This is a genomic window from Arthrobacter sp. 18067, from assembly GCF_902706295.1.
In the GTDB taxonomy this organism is placed as follows: Bacteria; Actinomycetota; Actinomycetes; order Actinomycetales; family Micrococcaceae; genus Arthrobacter.
The window spans coordinates 15,689-31,149 of sequence record NZ_CACSJJ010000017.1; the positions used below are offsets into that span (position 1 = coordinate 15,689).

Sequence of the window (15,461 nt, forward strand, 5' to 3'; positions counted from 1 at the left end):
GGACCCCGGGACGCTGATGGTGCGGCATGAAGCCGCCCCATCAGCGTTCACGGCTGACGCATTCAGCCACGCCACCGCCGGGCACCAGACTGCAGCCCCCTCCGCAAGCCTGGACCTCCGGCTCCAGCATTCTCGACCGTGACCAAATTTGGCCGGACTGTTCCGACTGAAGGACTGATCCGTGCTGCCGTGAACGGGCAGAAGGACCCGGCCCCAAGGGACCAGGTCCTTCCACTAGCGACGGAAATCAGAATAGTCACCTAGGCATAGCCGCGGGCGAGTCGCTTCTCGACCCCCATCGAAAGCCAGGTGGCCGGGACAGCGATGGCTACGTACATCAGACCGGTGATGGCATAGACCGCAAGATAGTCGAAAGTGATCGTACTGACTTGGTAGGACTGGCTCATGAGTTCGTTAACTGAGATCGAATACGCGAGTGACGTTCCTTGGAAGGACTGGATCGCCAACCCCATGAGTCCCGGAATCGCCGAGCGAATACCTTGGGGGAAGATGACCCGCCCGAAGGCCGTACGACCATGGAGACCAAGGGCCGCTGCCGCTTCAAGCTGTCCCTTCGGTACAGATTGCAGACCTGCCCGAATCATCTCTGAGGAGTAGGCGGCCGCTGTAAAAGTCAAGCCGATGGCAGCAGCGAGTACGTTTTCGAACAGGATGCCGATCGCCGGAAATCCGTAGTAGACGATGTAAAGGACGACGAGCGCGGGTATGCCGCGGCCAATTTCCACCACCACCAGGGTGGGGAAGCGCACCAATTTGTTCGTCGAGGAGACCCCGAGTGCGAACACTAGACCGAGCGCATAACCGAGGACCACCGAGATGGCGGTGAGTTGCAGGCTCAGGACCAAGCCATCGCCAAGACGCGGTAGGTAGAGAGACAGATCCATTAGGCATTCACCATCATTCGGGTTCCCAGACGGCGAGATACGACAGCCAGCGGGACGCTGATCGCAACGTAGACGATCGCCGCGAGGAAGAACGGAACGAGGCCGGCAGTGGACGGGTTTTGGCGTGCGAACGTCGTGGCCGCGAAGACCATTTCAGCCACACCGATGGTCGATGCAATCGAGGAGTCCTTGATCAGCGCCAGGAGGAAGGTGGCCATGGACGGCATCGCAGTTCGGAATGCCTGAGGTGCGAGGATCCAGGTGAACGTGACCTTATTCCCAAGGCCCAACGCGCTGGCGGCTTCGGACTGACCGCGTGGAACAATCTGGAAGCTTCCCCGATAGATCTCGGCTAGGTAGGCACTTGAAATGACCCCGAGGCCAATCACGGCCGCAGGCAGGGATTCGAGCCGCATGCCTCCGAACGAAACACCGAAGTAGAGCAGGAACAGCCAGACGATCGTAGGGATGCCCCGGATAATGTCAACGAGCAGGCGGGTGGCTCCGCGCACAAGGCCAATGCGGGACTGTAGCCCCAGCATCAAGGGGATTCCGCCGATCATGCCGATGCCGAATGCCCCGGCGGTGACGATGAGGGTTAGTGGGAGTGCCGCGAGGACGGCGATAAATCCTTCCATGTCAGCGATCCAGGACTGCGCTGAGGAAGCGCCTGGTTCGTTCCTCCCGCGGATCGGCCATGACAGCGGCGGGGATGCCTTCCTCGATAATGTGTCCGTCCGCCATCACAACCAAGTGGTCGCCCACCTCGCGGGCGAACTGCATTTCATGAGTCACCACGATCATGGTCATTCCGGTCTCCGCGAGTTCGCGCATTACCGCGATGACTTCCACGCCGACTTCGGGGTCCAAAGCGCTTGTGGGCTCGTCGAAGAGCATGGCCCGCGGATCCAGTGCGAGGGCGCGGGCGATGGCGATGCGCTGCTGTTGGCCGCCGGAACAACGCCCCGGATGCTGGCCCGCCTTTTCCCGGAGGCCAACGCGATCCAAGAGGACCATCGCGCGTTCCTCGGCTTCCTCCCGGCTCCTGCCGAGAATCCGTTCCTGCGGGAACGCGATATTTCGCAGGACCGTAAAGTGCGGAAAGAGGTTGAATGACTGGAACACCATGCCAACCTGCCGGCGCAGAGCCAGAAGGTCACGGTCACTGACGCGCGAGCCGGCCTCGATGGTCTGAGAGCCTACAGTAATGGTGCCGCGATCAGGCTTCTCGAGAAGGTTAACGCAGCGCAACAGCGTGCTCTTGCCGGAGCCGGATGGGCCAATCAGGGCTGTGACACTGCCCGGCGTGACGGCCATTGAGATGTCGTCAAGGACGAGGTGATTGCCAAAACTCTTGGAAATGTTGCTGATCTCCACACCCGCGGTGGGCACTTCGGTGGACATGGTTAAGCTGGGAACGGACATCATGGCTCCTCGAAATGTTGGGGCGCCGGCCAGGGCCGGCGCCCTGGGGGTTAGCGAATTGAGGTCGCCGCGACGTCGGCAGGAACCACGAGGTCTTTTGTCAGCTCGTGCTTTTCGAGCAGACCCGCGAGCGTGCCGTCTGTGCGATATCCGTCGATGAGTTCACTGAAGGCGTTGGACAGCGCCGTGTTCTCCTTGGCGATGGGGAATGCAATCTTGGGCATGTCGGTGGTGATGGTCACCCGTGAGTCCGGCTTGGCGATTTCGACTTTGAAGTCGGTGCCCTTGTAGGCGGCGACAGCTACGGCGTAGCCGTCCAGAGCAGCCTTGACGCGGCCGTTGGAGAGGTCTTGCTTCATTTCGATGGTACCCGGGTACGTTTTGAGATCACCGTTCAGGACCTTTGTCATGTCGGCCTCCCATGAGAACCCGGCACCGCTGGCGACGGCGCCGACATCTTCAAGTCCTTCGACTGTGGTGAGGCCCTCCTTCGACACGATGGCCATCGAGTCGAAGTAGGTGGGAGTCGTGAATCCGACTTTCTCCGCCCGAGCTTGCGTGACGTACCAACCGCCCGTGATGATGTCGGTCTTCTTCTGCTCGCTGATCATCGGGATACCGTTGCCGTAGGTGATGGGTACATAGGCGAGCTTGAGGCATTCCGCAGCTGCCAGCTTCTCCACAACGTCTATCTCCAGGCCGGATGCGCTGCTTCCGGAAGTCTGTGTGTAGGGCGGGTTTTCAGGTACACCGACGGTAAGGGTCCCCTTCGTGTACGTCGTCAGGTCCTTATGGGCTGGAGCGCAATCGGCGGCAACGGTCGAAGCCGCCGTGGTAGCGGTGCAGCCGGCCAACGCAAGACTCGCGGTTCCAACCGTGGCGAGGACTGCGACAGTGTGGCGAAAACGGGACGAACGGAGTGAGCGATTCATTATGGATCCATATCTTGAGGTGGGGGAAGCCCGGAGCCGAAAAGGGCAGGTCGGAATGATGCGAGCGGGAAGGTCGGTAGATAGCGCCTTGGGCCACGAATGGCCTGATGGCTGCACTGTGCTGGGGCTTGGCCCGTGGTGCGGGCCGGAAATGGGAGCGGTGCGGGGGCCGCTGCAATCCTTACCGGACTGCGTTCCCGGCACTTGGGGGTAGGTATGAGACTAGGACCACACGGCAACAATAAAAATAGTTCTATTTTTTATTGGTTCCATAGCTGTTGGCTATGGATTGTGCTGCGAACGCCTCACGCACGGCCACCTCGAATTCGTCAATGGCACGGTGCCCCCACAACTCAGATCTCTTCACAACGGCAAGGGATTCATGGGTGGGATCCTCGATCGGGACGCGAAATAAGACGTCTTCCACCCCCTGGGCCTTCACTGAGAGTTCCGTTGCGATGATGTCTGCGATCCCTCGCGCCGCAATCTCAAGGGCGGACTCAAGAAGCTCCACTTCGATGAACGGAAGGAAATCCAGCCCCCGATCCTGCATGGCAAACGACAACTGTCGTCGGAGCGGGTCCACGTCACGGTATGAGGCGTCGCCCAGCACAATCCGGCGCCTGCTGATTTCGGCCAAATCGATGCGCGGCACCACGCGCTCCCGAGCCGCAGTCCAGTAGTAGTGCTCCTGAACGGAAACCGGCTCCGAGACAGACAGCTGACGATCATCGATGGGAAGCATGACCAGCCCCGCGTCGCAGGCTCCCTCGCGAACCAGCTCCGCGACCTGGGCAGAGTTCTGCCCGCGAAAATCCATCCTGGTGTTGGGAAACTTCGCGTTGAGCCGGCCCGCCACCTCTGCAATCAGGTACCGGTGGGCCGTGCCGAGGTAGCCGAAACTGAGGCTGCCGTTCTCCATTGATGTCCGCGCATCCATCACCTCTTCCGCCGCGCTAACGCTGTTGAGGATGTTCTCTGCGTACGGGAGGAACTTCCGGCCCGAGGGAGTCAATGCCAGGTTGCGGCCCGTCCGAGCGAAGAGCGAGCACCCGAGTTCGCGCTCTAAACGTTTGATCTGCGTGGAGATCGTGGGCTGCGCCGTGTACAGCGCCTTGGCGGCGGCTGTAGCCGAGCCGCTCTTGGCTACTTCAACAAAGTATCTAAGCTGGCTGAGATTCATTGGGGTCCTCGCATGCGTCCCGATCGAGCTGGTGCATCGATCCGCTGGCGCAATCTTAAGCCTTGGAGCCGTGGGTGGTTCCAAGGGGTCAAATCCATAGGCAAATCCTTGATCTGCTGGCGTAAGTATCCCGTAGACGGCTTACTCCACGCGTCCCAGACTGGATTCAGCACCAATTTGCGTGAAGCACCTCACGCCCAGGATTTGTCAGATGAAGGAAGTTCCAATGACACACGTTTCGGATAGCAGGACGGCCGTTGTTACTGGCGCGGCAAGCGGCATGGGCCGGTCCACGGCTGAGGCCCTGGTCAAGGATGGATGGGACGTCTTGGCGTTGGACCGGGTGGCGACCACCTTTGAAGCCGCCGGTCAAACGATCCAGACCATCGGCGTCGACGTCACCAGGCGCGAGGATGTCCGTGACGCAATAACCGCAAACATCGCCGGCAGGACCGTCGGCCTCGTCGCCAACATCGCCGGCATCTACCCGCCGAGCACCCTTGATGATTTCACGGAGGACGTGTACCGGAAGGTGTTCGATGTGAACGTTCTTGGCGTCCTCAACGTCACCGCCGAGGCAGTGCAGTACATGACCGAGGGCGGATCCGTCGTCAACTTCGCGTCGGTCGATGCTTTCGCGGTTTCCCGCGGTCAGCTGCTTTACGGAGCTTCCAAGGCCGCCGTTGTCATGCTCACCAAGGAACTCGCGTTGGAGCTGGCTCCCCGCAGGATCCGCGTCAACGCCATTGCCCCGGGCTGGGTCAACACACCGGGTAATGCTGCCACCGGCCGCATGGAGGCAGCAGCCGCGTCGATTCCGCTGGGCCGGGTAGGCCAGCCCGAGGAAATCGCCCGGTGGGTTTCCATCCTCGCCAGCCAGGATGCCGCTTACATGACCGGGGAAACCATTGTCCTCTCCGGTGGCGACGTCATCCGCTAGCCAGCGCGAAGAATTGAAAGGAACAACGATGACCAGGTATTGCGTCATTGGAGCCGGCGCCGCCGGCCTGTCAGCCCTCAACGCCCTGAGCGAAGAGGGCCATGAGGTGGATTGCTTTGAGAAGAGCGGCCTTGTTGGAGGGCATTGGAACACCGACTACGACGCTCTCCACCTGATCACTTCGCGCAACCAAACAACCTTTGAGGGCTTCCCGATGCCCGAGGAATACCCCCATTTCCCGCGCCGCGACCAGATCGTAAAGTACATCGCTTCCTATGCGAACGCCCGCGGCCACGACAAGCGCATCTCGTTTAATACCGAAGTGCTGTCAGTGACCCCTGTAAAGACCAACGGGCCGGTGGGTTCTGCTGGCTGGAACGTCACCACCTCAAACGGCACCAACCACTACGATGGTGTGTTCGTGGCGAACGGACACTTGTGGGATCCGAAAATACCGTCTGTGCCGGGTGGCTTCGCCGGAAAGCAGATCCATTCGGGCGCCTATAAGAACGTCGGCGATATCGAGGGCGGCCGCGTCCTTGTCGTGGGAGCGGGTAATTCGGGCTGTGACCTGGCGGTGGACGTGGCCCAGCACCGGCTCGAGGTCGACATCGCCATCCGCCATGGTGCGTACTTCCAGCCGAAGATGTATTTTGGCCGCCCCCGCGCGGAGCTGGGCTTCATGGCCGAGTTTTCGCCCATCGAGCAGGACCTCATTGCCCGGCTCCTGGCTCGGGTGTCGATCGGCGAAAATGCCGACTACCCCGGCCTGCCTGTACCTCAGCATCGCGCACTGGCCGATGGACCCGCCGTCGTCAATGATTTGCTGCTGTACTGGATCCATCATGGTCGCGTCGGCGTGCAGGGGCATGGAATCGAGCGGTTCGAAGGCCACACCGTGCACTTCTCGGACGGCTCCACCAACGACTATGACACCATCCTCTGGGCTACAGGTTTCCACCCCACCCTGCCGTTCCTGGACGAAGAACTGATCTCACGGCATCACGGCAACCCCCTGCGATTGGCCGGTGGGATTATTCCAGAGGGTTTGGAGAAGCTCTACTACATCGGACTTTCAGCACCTCGTGGACCACAGATTCCTGTCTACGGCGTCCAGGCAAGGATCGCACTCCGGATCCTCGCGGCGCACCAAGCGGCCGGTCCGGACGGAGCCGACGTGGCTGCCTATTTCGGCAAACTGCAGGACGCCGAACATCGGATCGACATCCCGCGTCACATCTGGAACGAACAGATCGCCGACACGGAAAGGCTGCTGGACGCATTCAACGCGACCACGAAGCCGGCAGAAACGAGTCTCGCTAACTAAGCGTCCCCTCGATGGGGGCAAACGAAGTAATCAGGAGCCAACCTTGAGCTCGCACTTGATAGATGACAGCCCCCTCACCGGATACCACAAACGGCTGATCGCCGCCTGCGCCGGAGGTCCGTTCCTTGACGGGTACCTCCTGAGCATCATCGGCGTCGCGCTCACCGGGGCAACCAGCCAACTCTCGCTGACGCCCGGTGAGGTGGGCCTCGTCGGCGCCGTTTCGCTCGTTGGCCTCTTCGTTGGGAGCTTGGTGTTCGGACCGATAACGGACCGAATCGGACGGCGCTTGATGTACACGGTCGACCTCCTGGCGATGATTGTCGCATCGGCAGCATGTCTATGGGTGGAGACCGGTTGGCAATTGCTTGCCCTCCGCTTCGTTGTGGGGCTCGCTGTGGGTGCCGACTACCCGATTGCGACGGCGCTGCTCGCCGAATGGATGCCGAAGAAGTACCGGGGGGCGATGATCGGGCTGTTGTCCGTGTTTTGGCTCGCGGGTGCCGTCATCGCGTACTTGGTCGGTTTTATGCTCACCAGCGCCTACGGCGAGGGCTCGTGGCGCTGGATGCTGTTCAGCGGCGCCATCTTTGGCGTCATTGTGTTCCTGCTCCGCCTCGGTACACACGAGTCTCCCCGTTGGCTGATCATCAAGGGCAGGGTGGAGGAAGCCCGGCTGGACGTCTCGAAGGTGTTGGGGCGTGAGGTCTCCCTCCAGGAAATCACTGCCTTGGCCGTCGAGGAAGACTCAGGGAACCAGCAACGGTTTTCCGAGCTCCTGCGGGGAATTCATCTGCGCCGCGTGCTGTTCTGCGGCCTGACGTGGATGTGCTTTGCCATACCGCAATTCGCCCTGTTTACCTACGGCCCCATCATCCTCTCGCACCTGGGATTTGGTGAAAACACGGCTGCCGCTACGCTCGGCCAGATCGTCCTGAACCTCGGCTTCCTGGCGGGCTCGTTCCCTGGCATGCGCTGGGTGGAAACCCGGGGACGCAGGCCATTGATCCTTGGCAGCTTCCTCTTTGGTGCTCTGGCGTTGTTGCCCTTGGGAATCTGGCCCGACGCCCCGGCCTGGTTCGTCATGGTCTTCTTCTTCCTCTTCGCGTTCATCAACGGGGCAGGGAACATCCTGGTGTTCATCTATCCGAACGAGCTCTTCCCCACCCAGTTGCGTGCCAGCGCAGTGGGCCTGGCAACCGCTGTCAGCCGCATCGGCGCTGTCATCGGCACCTACCTCGTGCCGGTCTCGCTCACCGGGATCGGCACCGGCCCCACCATGCTCATCGGGGCAGGCCTGACAGCCTTGGGCTTCGTCATAAGTCTCTTCTGGGCGGAAGAAACCCGTAACCGCGACTTGGCATCGGCCGCCGCGATCCCGGCAATACCTTAGACAATCGGCAACCGCAGACGGAGTACCATGCAAACAATTACCTGGATCGAACCGACACAGGGCGACCCCGCCCTCGCAGATTTATGGTCCTTCCTGCGCGAACAAGTCGCAGTATTGGCCGCCGGGCGCGTCAAAACCCAGATGATTCACGCACCGGTGGCGGCCGGTGGGATTCGCACCATGGCTAACCGCCTCATGAGCGACGCAGCCATACTCTCTGCCAGTCTTGAGGCCGAAGCAGACTCAGACGCCTTGGTGTTGGGCTGCTGGGGCGCTCCGACGGCGGCAGTCCGGGCCGCGGTCGGGGTCCCCGTCTCGAGCCTCCCGGACGGCAGTGTCCGCGCCGTCGGCAGTCTGGCTAAGCGGGCGGTGCTGGTGACAGTCGCGCAGTCTCTCGTGCCGATTTTCGTCGATGACCTGTCGGCACATGGAGCCAGTCAATTCCTCCGGGAGCGGCCGGTACGGGCGTACGATCCCGAAACGAACCATTTGGATGTACTTAGGGCAGTCGCCCAACCTGGGGCAATAATCGACCATTTCGATGCGGCCGCCCAACGAGCAGTGGACGACGGCGCTGATGCCATCGTCGTCGGATGCGGATACCTGGGTCCAATCTTTGCGGCCAACGGGTACTCAAGTGTCCGCAAGCACCCCGATGTCCCGGTGCTCGATTGCAACCGGCTGGCGTTCGAGCACGCCCTTCATCTCCTCAGGCTTAGCGACTCCGGCATCGGCCCAACCCCCCGGGGATATGTGCGGCCCAGCGGAGCCAGAGCAGAGGCCCTGGCCGCGGTGGCAGCGAGACTTCGCCCCACTGCGGATTCAACCGCGGCCGGCTGGCAGGGACGATAGTTCTCGTTGTGAAGCATGAAGTAAGTAGTAAGACACACTCCCAAAAAAGCTGGAGGCAGCACATGCAAGCACTGGTACAAACCAATGGCCAGGTCAAGTTTGGACCGTGGGCGGTCCGCGCGGATAGCGGTACACCTGGTGTCCTTGAGCGTAAGGAAGCCGTATGGGCGAACGCGAATCAGCACCGCGCCGGCCGTTGGAGTGCGCAGCCGGGAACGTTCGCACTGGAGCGCCATGGCGTGGACGAAATCTGCGTGATTCTTCGCGGCAAGGGATCAGTCACGTCCGAGGACGGTGACACCCAAAGCTTCGAAGCCGGTTCCACCGTGGTGCTTCCGGACGGGTGGCGGGGTACGTGGACCACCGAGGAAACCATCGAGAAGGTTTTCATCATGGTGGCAGCACCGCACGACAAGGCCACGAGGAACCCAGGAAAAGATTAAGGGGATTTCGACGGCGGAACTCTCGCCGGATCCGCCGTCGAAACCCCTTTCGCACTTGATCATCAACGTGGCAATTGGTCAGTCGGCGGGACTAATCCGAGTCCAGTTGGGGTCTTGCCGCTGAAGGTTGGTGATGTGGCGATGGGCGAGTTTCATGAATCGTCGAGTGGAGGGCGAAAGCCCGCCACTGGCACGGGTGATGAAGGCGAATCGCTCCTTATAGGGCGGGTCGAGCGGGGCCAGGAAGATTCGGTTCGAAGTTTCATACGGCCTCGCCACGAAGTATGAGACGAGTGTGTCGCCAACGCCCTTCACGGCAAGCTCAAGTGCTGCTGTCTGGAATTCCACCTCAACCTCAGGCTTGATTTCAACGCCAAACGCCCTGGCACGTTCAAGCAAACCCCGACGGAGCGGGTCTTCGGTCTGCCAATGCGCCTCGGAAAGGATGAGCCTCGATGAGGCCAAGTCCGTGATGTTTACCGGCTTGGCTGTATGTGAAGGGTCAGCAGAGGCGTAGACGACTTCATCGACGAGCACTTCAGGGCCAACAGTGAGCCCACTGTCGTCGATGGGCAATTGAACAAGACCTGCTTCGAGGTCGCCGCGACGCACGCTGTCTGCAACTTCGGATGAGTTGAGGCCCACAGTGCGGACACGAACTTGTGGGTGCAGGGCCCGAAACTCAGCGATGAGCGGGACGAGCAAGTAAAGGTGGGCGCTACTGAAGATGCCAAACAGTACCTCGCCACTGGACAGCTCCTTGGCTTCCCGGGCAGTGTTCGCGAGCGTGTCGGCACTTCGGACAGTTTGTTCCGCAAGGGGAATGAGGAGCCGGCCGAAGTCCGTCACCTGCAGGTTTCGGCTGCCCCGGCTGAACAACTGTGCCCCGAGGGTGCGCTCCAGGCGCCGGATCTGGTCGGAGAGGCTCGGTTGGGCTACGAACTCAGCCGTGGCCGCCGCCGAGAACGATCCCGCTTCGACTGCCCGGAGGAAGTACCGCAACTGCCGGAGTGTCGCGCCTTCGGCCATGAACTGCCTTCCTTCCATAGGAGGAACCTTTGGCTCCCACTCCAAGTATCCCGTAGACGCGCACCAGATGGCACATCAGACTGGATAAAACGCATGAAAACGTGACGCCCCACACTTGGCTCAATGTCACCACGCAAAGGAATTTTCTATACTGCTTGGGCTCTCACTCAACCACCTCGGCCCCGATAGTCCAGCTGGTGAGGTGATCCCGGGCAAGACCATCGTTCCACCCGAATACTTTTGAATTAGGACCACCCATGACGACTCATCTCATAGACGATGCACCGCTCACGAAGTATCACAAGAGGCTGATTGCAGCCTGTTCGGGCGGACCGTTCCTTGACGGCTTCCTTCTCAGCATCATCGGTGTTGCACTGACAGGCGCCAGTATGGATCTGGCCTTGGACGCCGCAACCATCGGCATTGCCGGCGCGGTTTCACTCGTCGGACTCTTCGTCGGCAGCTTGGTCTTTGGCCCAATCACAGACAGGATCGGCCGACGGGTCATGTACACAGCTGACTTGCTGGTCATGATCGCCGCATCGATTGTCTGCCTGTGGATCGAGGCCGGCTGGCAATTGATTGCCCTTCGGTTTGTGGTTGGCCTCGCCGTCGGAGCAGACTATCCAATCGCCACCGCATTGCTCACTGAATGGATGCCCAGGAAGTACCGCGGCGCGACCATCGGCCTGCTGTCTGTCTTCTGGCTTGCCGGAGCAATCGTTGCCTACCTTGTCGGGTTCGCCTTCACGAGCACGTTCGGCGATGGTTCATGGCGTTGGATGCTGGCCAGTGGTGCCGTGTTTGGCGTAGTAGTCCTGTTGCTCCGAATGGGTTCCCACGAGTCTCCCCGATGGCTGATCACCAAGGGCCGCATCGAACAGGCCCGCCGAGATATTTCATCGGTCCTTGACCGCGAAGTAACCACTGAAGAAATCATGGAAATGAGCGCCCAGGAAAAGCCGAAGCGCCAGTCCCGGTTCACCGACCTTCTTCGTGGCATACACATGCGCCGTGTCCTGTTTTGCGGTTTGACCTGGATGTGCTTTGCCATCCCCCAGTTCGCGCTGTTCACCTACGGACCGATCATTCTCTCCGGCCTTGGCTTTGGAGATGACCACGCGGGCGCAACGCTTGGACAGATCATCCTTAACCTGGGATTCCTTCTCGGGGCATTTCCTGGCATGAAGTGGGTCGAGAGCCGTGGCCGCCGTCCGTTGATCCTCGGAAGCTTCCTCTTTGGCGCCCTCGCCCTGGTGCCTCTGGGTCTATGGCCGGAAGGCCCCACCTGGTTTGTCATGACCTTCTTCTTCTTGTTCGCATTGATCAACGGCGCCGGGAACATCCTGGTGTTCATCTACCCCAACGAACTCTTTCCCACTCAGTTGCGTGCCAGCGCCGTCGGGCTCGCCACGGCAGTCAGCCGCATTGGTGCGGCCGTTGGCACTTACTTGGTGCCCGTCTCGCTCAGTGGGGTGGGGGTTGGCCCCACCATGCTCATCGGTGCCGGACTAACAGCCCTGGGCTTTGTCATCAGTATCTTCTGGGCTGAGGAGACCCGTAACCGAAACCTCTCGGCCGCTGCGGATTCCCCTGCGGAGGTTGCCTCGGAAACCGCTTTTCCAGCGCCGACTGCAGCAGGCAGCAAGGCCTCCCTCTAGGAATCGTCCAGATCACTGCACCCTGAGCCGCAGGTCCACACAACACGTTACCGGCGCCATTAACGCCAGAAGGGACAATAAATGTCACCCAACCCCATCGCCGAACCGATCCGCCTGCGCCTGGCCGACCGCGTCGCCCTCATCACAGGCGGTTCGCGTGGCCAGGGAGCCGCGCACGCCTTCCGTTTGGCCAGCGAAGGGGCGATTGTCGTCCTGGCCGATGTCCTCGACGAAGACGGCGAGCGCACCGCTGAAGAACTGCGTTCCAAGGGATTCGACGCTACTTATGTTCATCTCGACGTTTCGAGCCCCGAGGACTGGCAGCAGGTCTACGAACAGGTCGACTCACGTTTTGGTCGGCTGGACATCCTGGTCAACAACGCCGGCATTGTGAAGGTCACGGAAATTGCTGAGGAGTCCTTGGAAACCTGGAACAAGATCCTGGCCGTAAACCTCACCGGCGCTTTCCTGGGCCTGAAGACAATGATCCCGCTCCTCAAGGCCGGACGTCGCGGCGCCGTCGTTAACACCTCGTCGATTTTCGGTCCATCTGGAGCGGTCGGTTATGGGTCGTACGCCGCGAGTAAGGCCGGCCTTCTTGGGCTCACCCGTACGGCAGCCCTGGAGTTGGCACCTTTCGGCATCCGGGTTAACGCACTCGTGCCCGGCGGTGTGAGCACGCCGATCAACGCCCAGGAAGCGGACGGCGGCGTGGTGCCGGAGACGCCGCTTCGTCGGCGCGCTGAGGCTTCCGAACTGGCAGCTTCGGTGGCTTATCTTGTCAGCGACGACTCCAGTTTCGTCACCGGTACCGAACTCGTGGTTGATGGAGGCTTCAGCGCCCGCTGATCAGGACTTTCGCTACAACACCATGGCTGCTGTCCTGAGAGGGACGGCAGCCATGGTTTTGCAGGTCGCTGCGAAGAGCCCGCAGGGCTATGTGCTTTGCCTCGACAAGCTCAATACGGGCCGCCATGTGACCTCCTGTGGGCCGGTGGTCTTATTGGTGCTCGCGGCCGGATGTGGCCCGCAGCAAGGAGATGTGCCGGTTGGCATGCTTCATGAACTCTTTTGTAGCCGGTGACAGGGCTCCGTTCTGCCGCGTGATGAAAGCAAAGTATTCATCCACGGGGGGCTCCAGTGGGACATAGCCCATGCCGTGGGTTTCCAGCATGGATTTCGCTACGTGGTAGGAGACGAGCGAATCCCCCACCCCCTGGGCGGCCAGTTCCAGCGCGTGGGTCTGGAACTCGACTTCAGCCACCGGGTCCAGGGTGACCCCTGCGTGCTGGGCGCGCTCTGTCATGACTTTTCGTAGGGGATCCGAGTCGGACCATCGTGCTTCCGAAAGGATCAGCGGCGCCACTGCCAGTTCTTCGATGGTGATGGGGCGTTGCAGGCGCTTGGGCTCAGCGCTGACGTACACTACCTCGTCCTTCAGCACTGGGTGTCCTATGGAGAGCCCTCGGTCGTCGACGGGAAGCTGAACGAGGCCGGCTTCCAGTTCTCCTGAACGGACAGCGTCGGCCACTTCGGAGGAGTTGAGGCCGACAACGCGGATCTTGACCTTGGGGTATTGCCAGTGGAAATCGCGGATAAGGCCCGTCAGGAGATAGAGGTGCGCGCTGTTAAAGGTCCCGAATGAGACCGTGCCGCCCTGCAGTGTACGCACCTCACGCACGGCTTCGGCCAGGTTATCCACCTCGGCGAGTGCACGCTCCGCCAAGGGAAGCAGCAGCCGGGCCGCCTCCGTCAGCTGCAGTTCTCTGTTGGTCCGCGTAAACAGACTCACGCCCAGGGAGCCTTCCAGCCGGCGGATCTGTTCGGAAAGGCTCGGTTGGGCGATGTGCTCGGCCTCGGCGGCTGCTGAAAGGGTTTTGTGCCGGGCAGCTGAGAGGAAATATCGGAGCTGTTGGAGCGTCGGTTTTGCCATAGGGAAATCCTTGAGGAAGAGAAGTTAATTGAGTCTACACCTCAGGTCGTGCGGCCCGTAGCGTTGTTTTCATCACACACGGCCTTGCGGCATCCCTCGTCCAAGAATGGAAAAACCATGACCCGCTATTGCATCATCGGAGCCGGCGCCGCCGGTCTTTCCGCCATTCAACAGCTCCGCCAGGCCGGGTACGACGTCGTCTGCTTTGAAAAGAGCGACCGCGTCGGCGGCCACTGGCACACCGACTACGAAGCCCTGCACCTCATTACCGCCCGCGATATGACGCAGTTCGAAGACTTCCCCATGCCGAAGCACTACCCGCACTTCCCCCGCCGCGACCAGGTTCGCGACTATATCGAGTCATACGCCCGTAAGAACGGGCACTACGACATCATCCAGTTCAACACCGAGGTCATCTCCGTCACACCTCTGCCAGCCGAAGGCGCCCCGGGCACCGCAGGCTGGAAGGTCACAACTTCCAAGGGCACTGACATCTACGACGGCGTCATCGTTGCCAACGGCCACCTTTGGGACAAGAAGGTTCCGCAGGTCCGGGGCGAATTCGCTGGCAAACAACTGCACTCCAGCGAATACAACAACGTCAAGGACATCGAAGGCAGCCGCGTTTTGGTGGTCGGTTCAGGCAACTCCGGCTGCGACCTCGCCGTCGACGTCGCCCAGCACCGGCTCGAGGCAGACATCGTCATCCGCGACGGAGTGTACTTCCAGCCCAAAACCTACTTTGGCAAACCCCGCCAGCAGCTTGAATTCCTCGCCCAGTTCAGCCCATCCGAACAAGACCTCATCGCCAGGCTGATGGCTCGGGTATCCATCGGCGAATGGCACAACTACCCCGGCATGCCCGAACCGAAGCATCGCACCTTGGCCGAGGGCCGCACCGTGGTCAACGACCTCCTGCTTTACTGGATCAACCACGGCCGCGTTAATGTCGTTCCCGGAATCGATCGGTTCGAGGGCAATACAGTTCACTTCACGGACGGCAGCGCCCGCGAGTACGACACCATTCTGTGGGCCACCGGCTTCCACTCCAGCATGCCGTTCCTGGACGACAAGCTGGTCACCCGCCGCGCCGGAGCCCCCATCCGCTACGCTGCGGGCATCCTGCCCGAAGGTCTGGAGAAGCTCTTCTACGTAGGCATGATCGCTCCCCGTGGACCGCAGCTTCCCATCTATGGCCTGCAGGCAAAAGTTGTCGCCAGGATCATTGCCCTGCACGAACGTGCCGGCGGGCGGGGGGCAGGAATTACGGCCTACCTGTCAAACCTGCAGGACTCCGAGGACCGCATCGACATCGTCCGCGATGTCTGGGTGGACCAGATGGAAGACACCGAGCGCCTGCTCGCTGCCTACGAATCCGTTTCCGCCGCCGCCCAAGCGGTCGCGTCAGGCCAGCCCGTCACCGCTGGCGTCTAAAGGC

At 61.1% G+C, this 15,461-nt stretch carries 15 protein-coding genes; 8 read left to right on the forward strand and 7 right to left on the reverse strand.

Annotated features, from left to right (window positions below):
• Window positions 1–260 precede the first annotated feature (260 nt).
• The 5 genes from GVL04_RS16605 to GVL04_RS16625 form a co-directional block, all read right to left on the reverse strand.
• Entirely contained in the window at window positions 261–905 is a 645-nt protein-coding gene (locus GVL04_RS16605; protein ID WP_159706593.1) for an amino acid ABC transporter permease, read from the reverse strand.
• Complete coding sequence (locus GVL04_RS16610) at window positions 905–1,543, reverse strand: amino acid ABC transporter permease (protein WP_159706595.1); 639 nt, start codon at window positions 1,541–1,543, stop codon at window positions 905–907. Before GVL04_RS16610 ends, GVL04_RS16605 begins: the two co-directional genes overlap by 1 nt.
• Window position 1,544: 1 nt before the next feature.
• Complete coding sequence (locus tag GVL04_RS16615) at window positions 1,545–2,330, reverse strand: amino acid ABC transporter ATP-binding protein (protein WP_200846884.1); 786 nt, start codon at window positions 2,328–2,330, stop codon at window positions 1,545–1,547.
• Window positions 2,331–2,380: 50 nt separating this feature from the next.
• Window positions 2,381–3,262, reverse strand: a complete 882-nt coding sequence (locus GVL04_RS16620) for an ABC transporter substrate-binding protein (RefSeq protein WP_159706597.1) — start codon at window positions 3,260–3,262, stop codon at window positions 2,381–2,383.
• Between the two features lie 253 nt (window positions 3,263–3,515).
• Window positions 3,516–4,445 carry a LysR family transcriptional regulator gene (locus GVL04_RS16625; protein WP_159706599.1) on the reverse strand — a complete coding sequence of 310 codons (930 nt, stop codon included), beginning with the start codon at window positions 4,443–4,445 and terminating at the stop codon, window positions 3,516–3,518.
• Between the two features lie 226 nt (window positions 4,446–4,671).
• On the opposite strand from GVL04_RS16625, the gene GVL04_RS16630 reads away from it, so the two are divergent.
• The 5 genes from GVL04_RS16630 (at window position 4,672) to GVL04_RS16650 (ending at window position 9,400) form a co-directional block, all read left to right on the forward strand.
• Window positions 4,672–5,385, forward strand: a complete 714-nt coding sequence (locus GVL04_RS16630; protein WP_200846876.1) for an SDR family NAD(P)-dependent oxidoreductase — start codon at window positions 4,672–4,674, stop codon at window positions 5,383–5,385.
• Window positions 5,386–5,413: 28 nt separating this feature from the next.
• A complete protein-coding gene (locus GVL04_RS16635) occupies window positions 5,414–6,712 on the forward strand; it encodes an NAD(P)/FAD-dependent oxidoreductase (protein WP_159706603.1) in 1,299 nt (432 codons plus the stop codon).
• 43 nt (window positions 6,713–6,755) lie between these two features.
• Window positions 6,756–8,105, forward strand: a complete 1,350-nt coding sequence (locus GVL04_RS16640; RefSeq protein WP_200846877.1) for an MFS transporter — start codon at window positions 6,756–6,758, stop codon at window positions 8,103–8,105.
• A 27-nt stretch (window positions 8,106–8,132) separates the two neighbouring features.
• Entirely contained in the window at window positions 8,133–8,957 is an 825-nt protein-coding gene (locus tag GVL04_RS16645) for an aspartate/glutamate racemase family protein (protein WP_159706605.1), read from the forward strand.
• A gap of 62 nt (window positions 8,958–9,019) precedes the next feature.
• The gene (locus GVL04_RS16650) at window positions 9,020–9,400 is read left to right on the forward strand and encodes a cupin domain-containing protein (RefSeq protein WP_159706607.1); all 381 of its coding nucleotides are present in this window, start codon (window positions 9,020–9,022) and stop codon (window positions 9,398–9,400) included.
• Between the two features lie 78 nt (window positions 9,401–9,478).
• Here GVL04_RS16650 and GVL04_RS16655 read toward each other — a convergent pair whose 3' ends face one another.
• Complete coding sequence (locus GVL04_RS16655) at window positions 9,479–10,447, reverse strand: LysR family transcriptional regulator (protein WP_200846878.1); 969 nt, start codon at window positions 10,445–10,447, stop codon at window positions 9,479–9,481.
• Between the two features lie 239 nt (window positions 10,448–10,686).
• Here GVL04_RS16655 and GVL04_RS16660 point away from each other — a divergent pair, with 239 nt between their 5' ends.
• Together GVL04_RS16660 and GVL04_RS16665 are read left to right on the forward strand one after the other, a co-directional pair.
• Window positions 10,687–12,090 (forward strand): MFS transporter, encoded by a 1,404-nt coding sequence (locus tag GVL04_RS16660; protein WP_159706609.1) that lies wholly within the window; start codon window positions 10,687–10,689, stop codon window positions 12,088–12,090.
• A gap of 81 nt (window positions 12,091–12,171) precedes the next feature.
• Window positions 12,172–12,939, forward strand: a complete 768-nt coding sequence (locus GVL04_RS16665; RefSeq protein WP_159706611.1) for an SDR family NAD(P)-dependent oxidoreductase — start codon at window positions 12,172–12,174, stop codon at window positions 12,937–12,939.
• Between the two features lie 151 nt (window positions 12,940–13,090).
• On the opposite strand, the gene GVL04_RS16670 is transcribed toward GVL04_RS16665, so the two are convergent.
• Window positions 13,091–14,023 (reverse strand): LysR family transcriptional regulator, encoded by a 933-nt coding sequence (locus GVL04_RS16670; RefSeq protein WP_159706613.1) that lies wholly within the window; start codon window positions 14,021–14,023, stop codon window positions 13,091–13,093.
• A 117-nt stretch (window positions 14,024–14,140) separates the two neighbouring features.
• On the opposite strand from GVL04_RS16670, the gene GVL04_RS16675 reads away from it, so the two are divergent.
• On the forward strand, window positions 14,141–15,457 hold the full coding sequence (locus tag GVL04_RS16675; RefSeq protein WP_159706615.1) for an NAD(P)/FAD-dependent oxidoreductase: 1,317 nt from the start codon (window positions 14,141–14,143) through the stop codon (window positions 15,455–15,457).
• The last annotated feature ends 4 nt before the right edge of the window (window positions 15,458–15,461 follow it).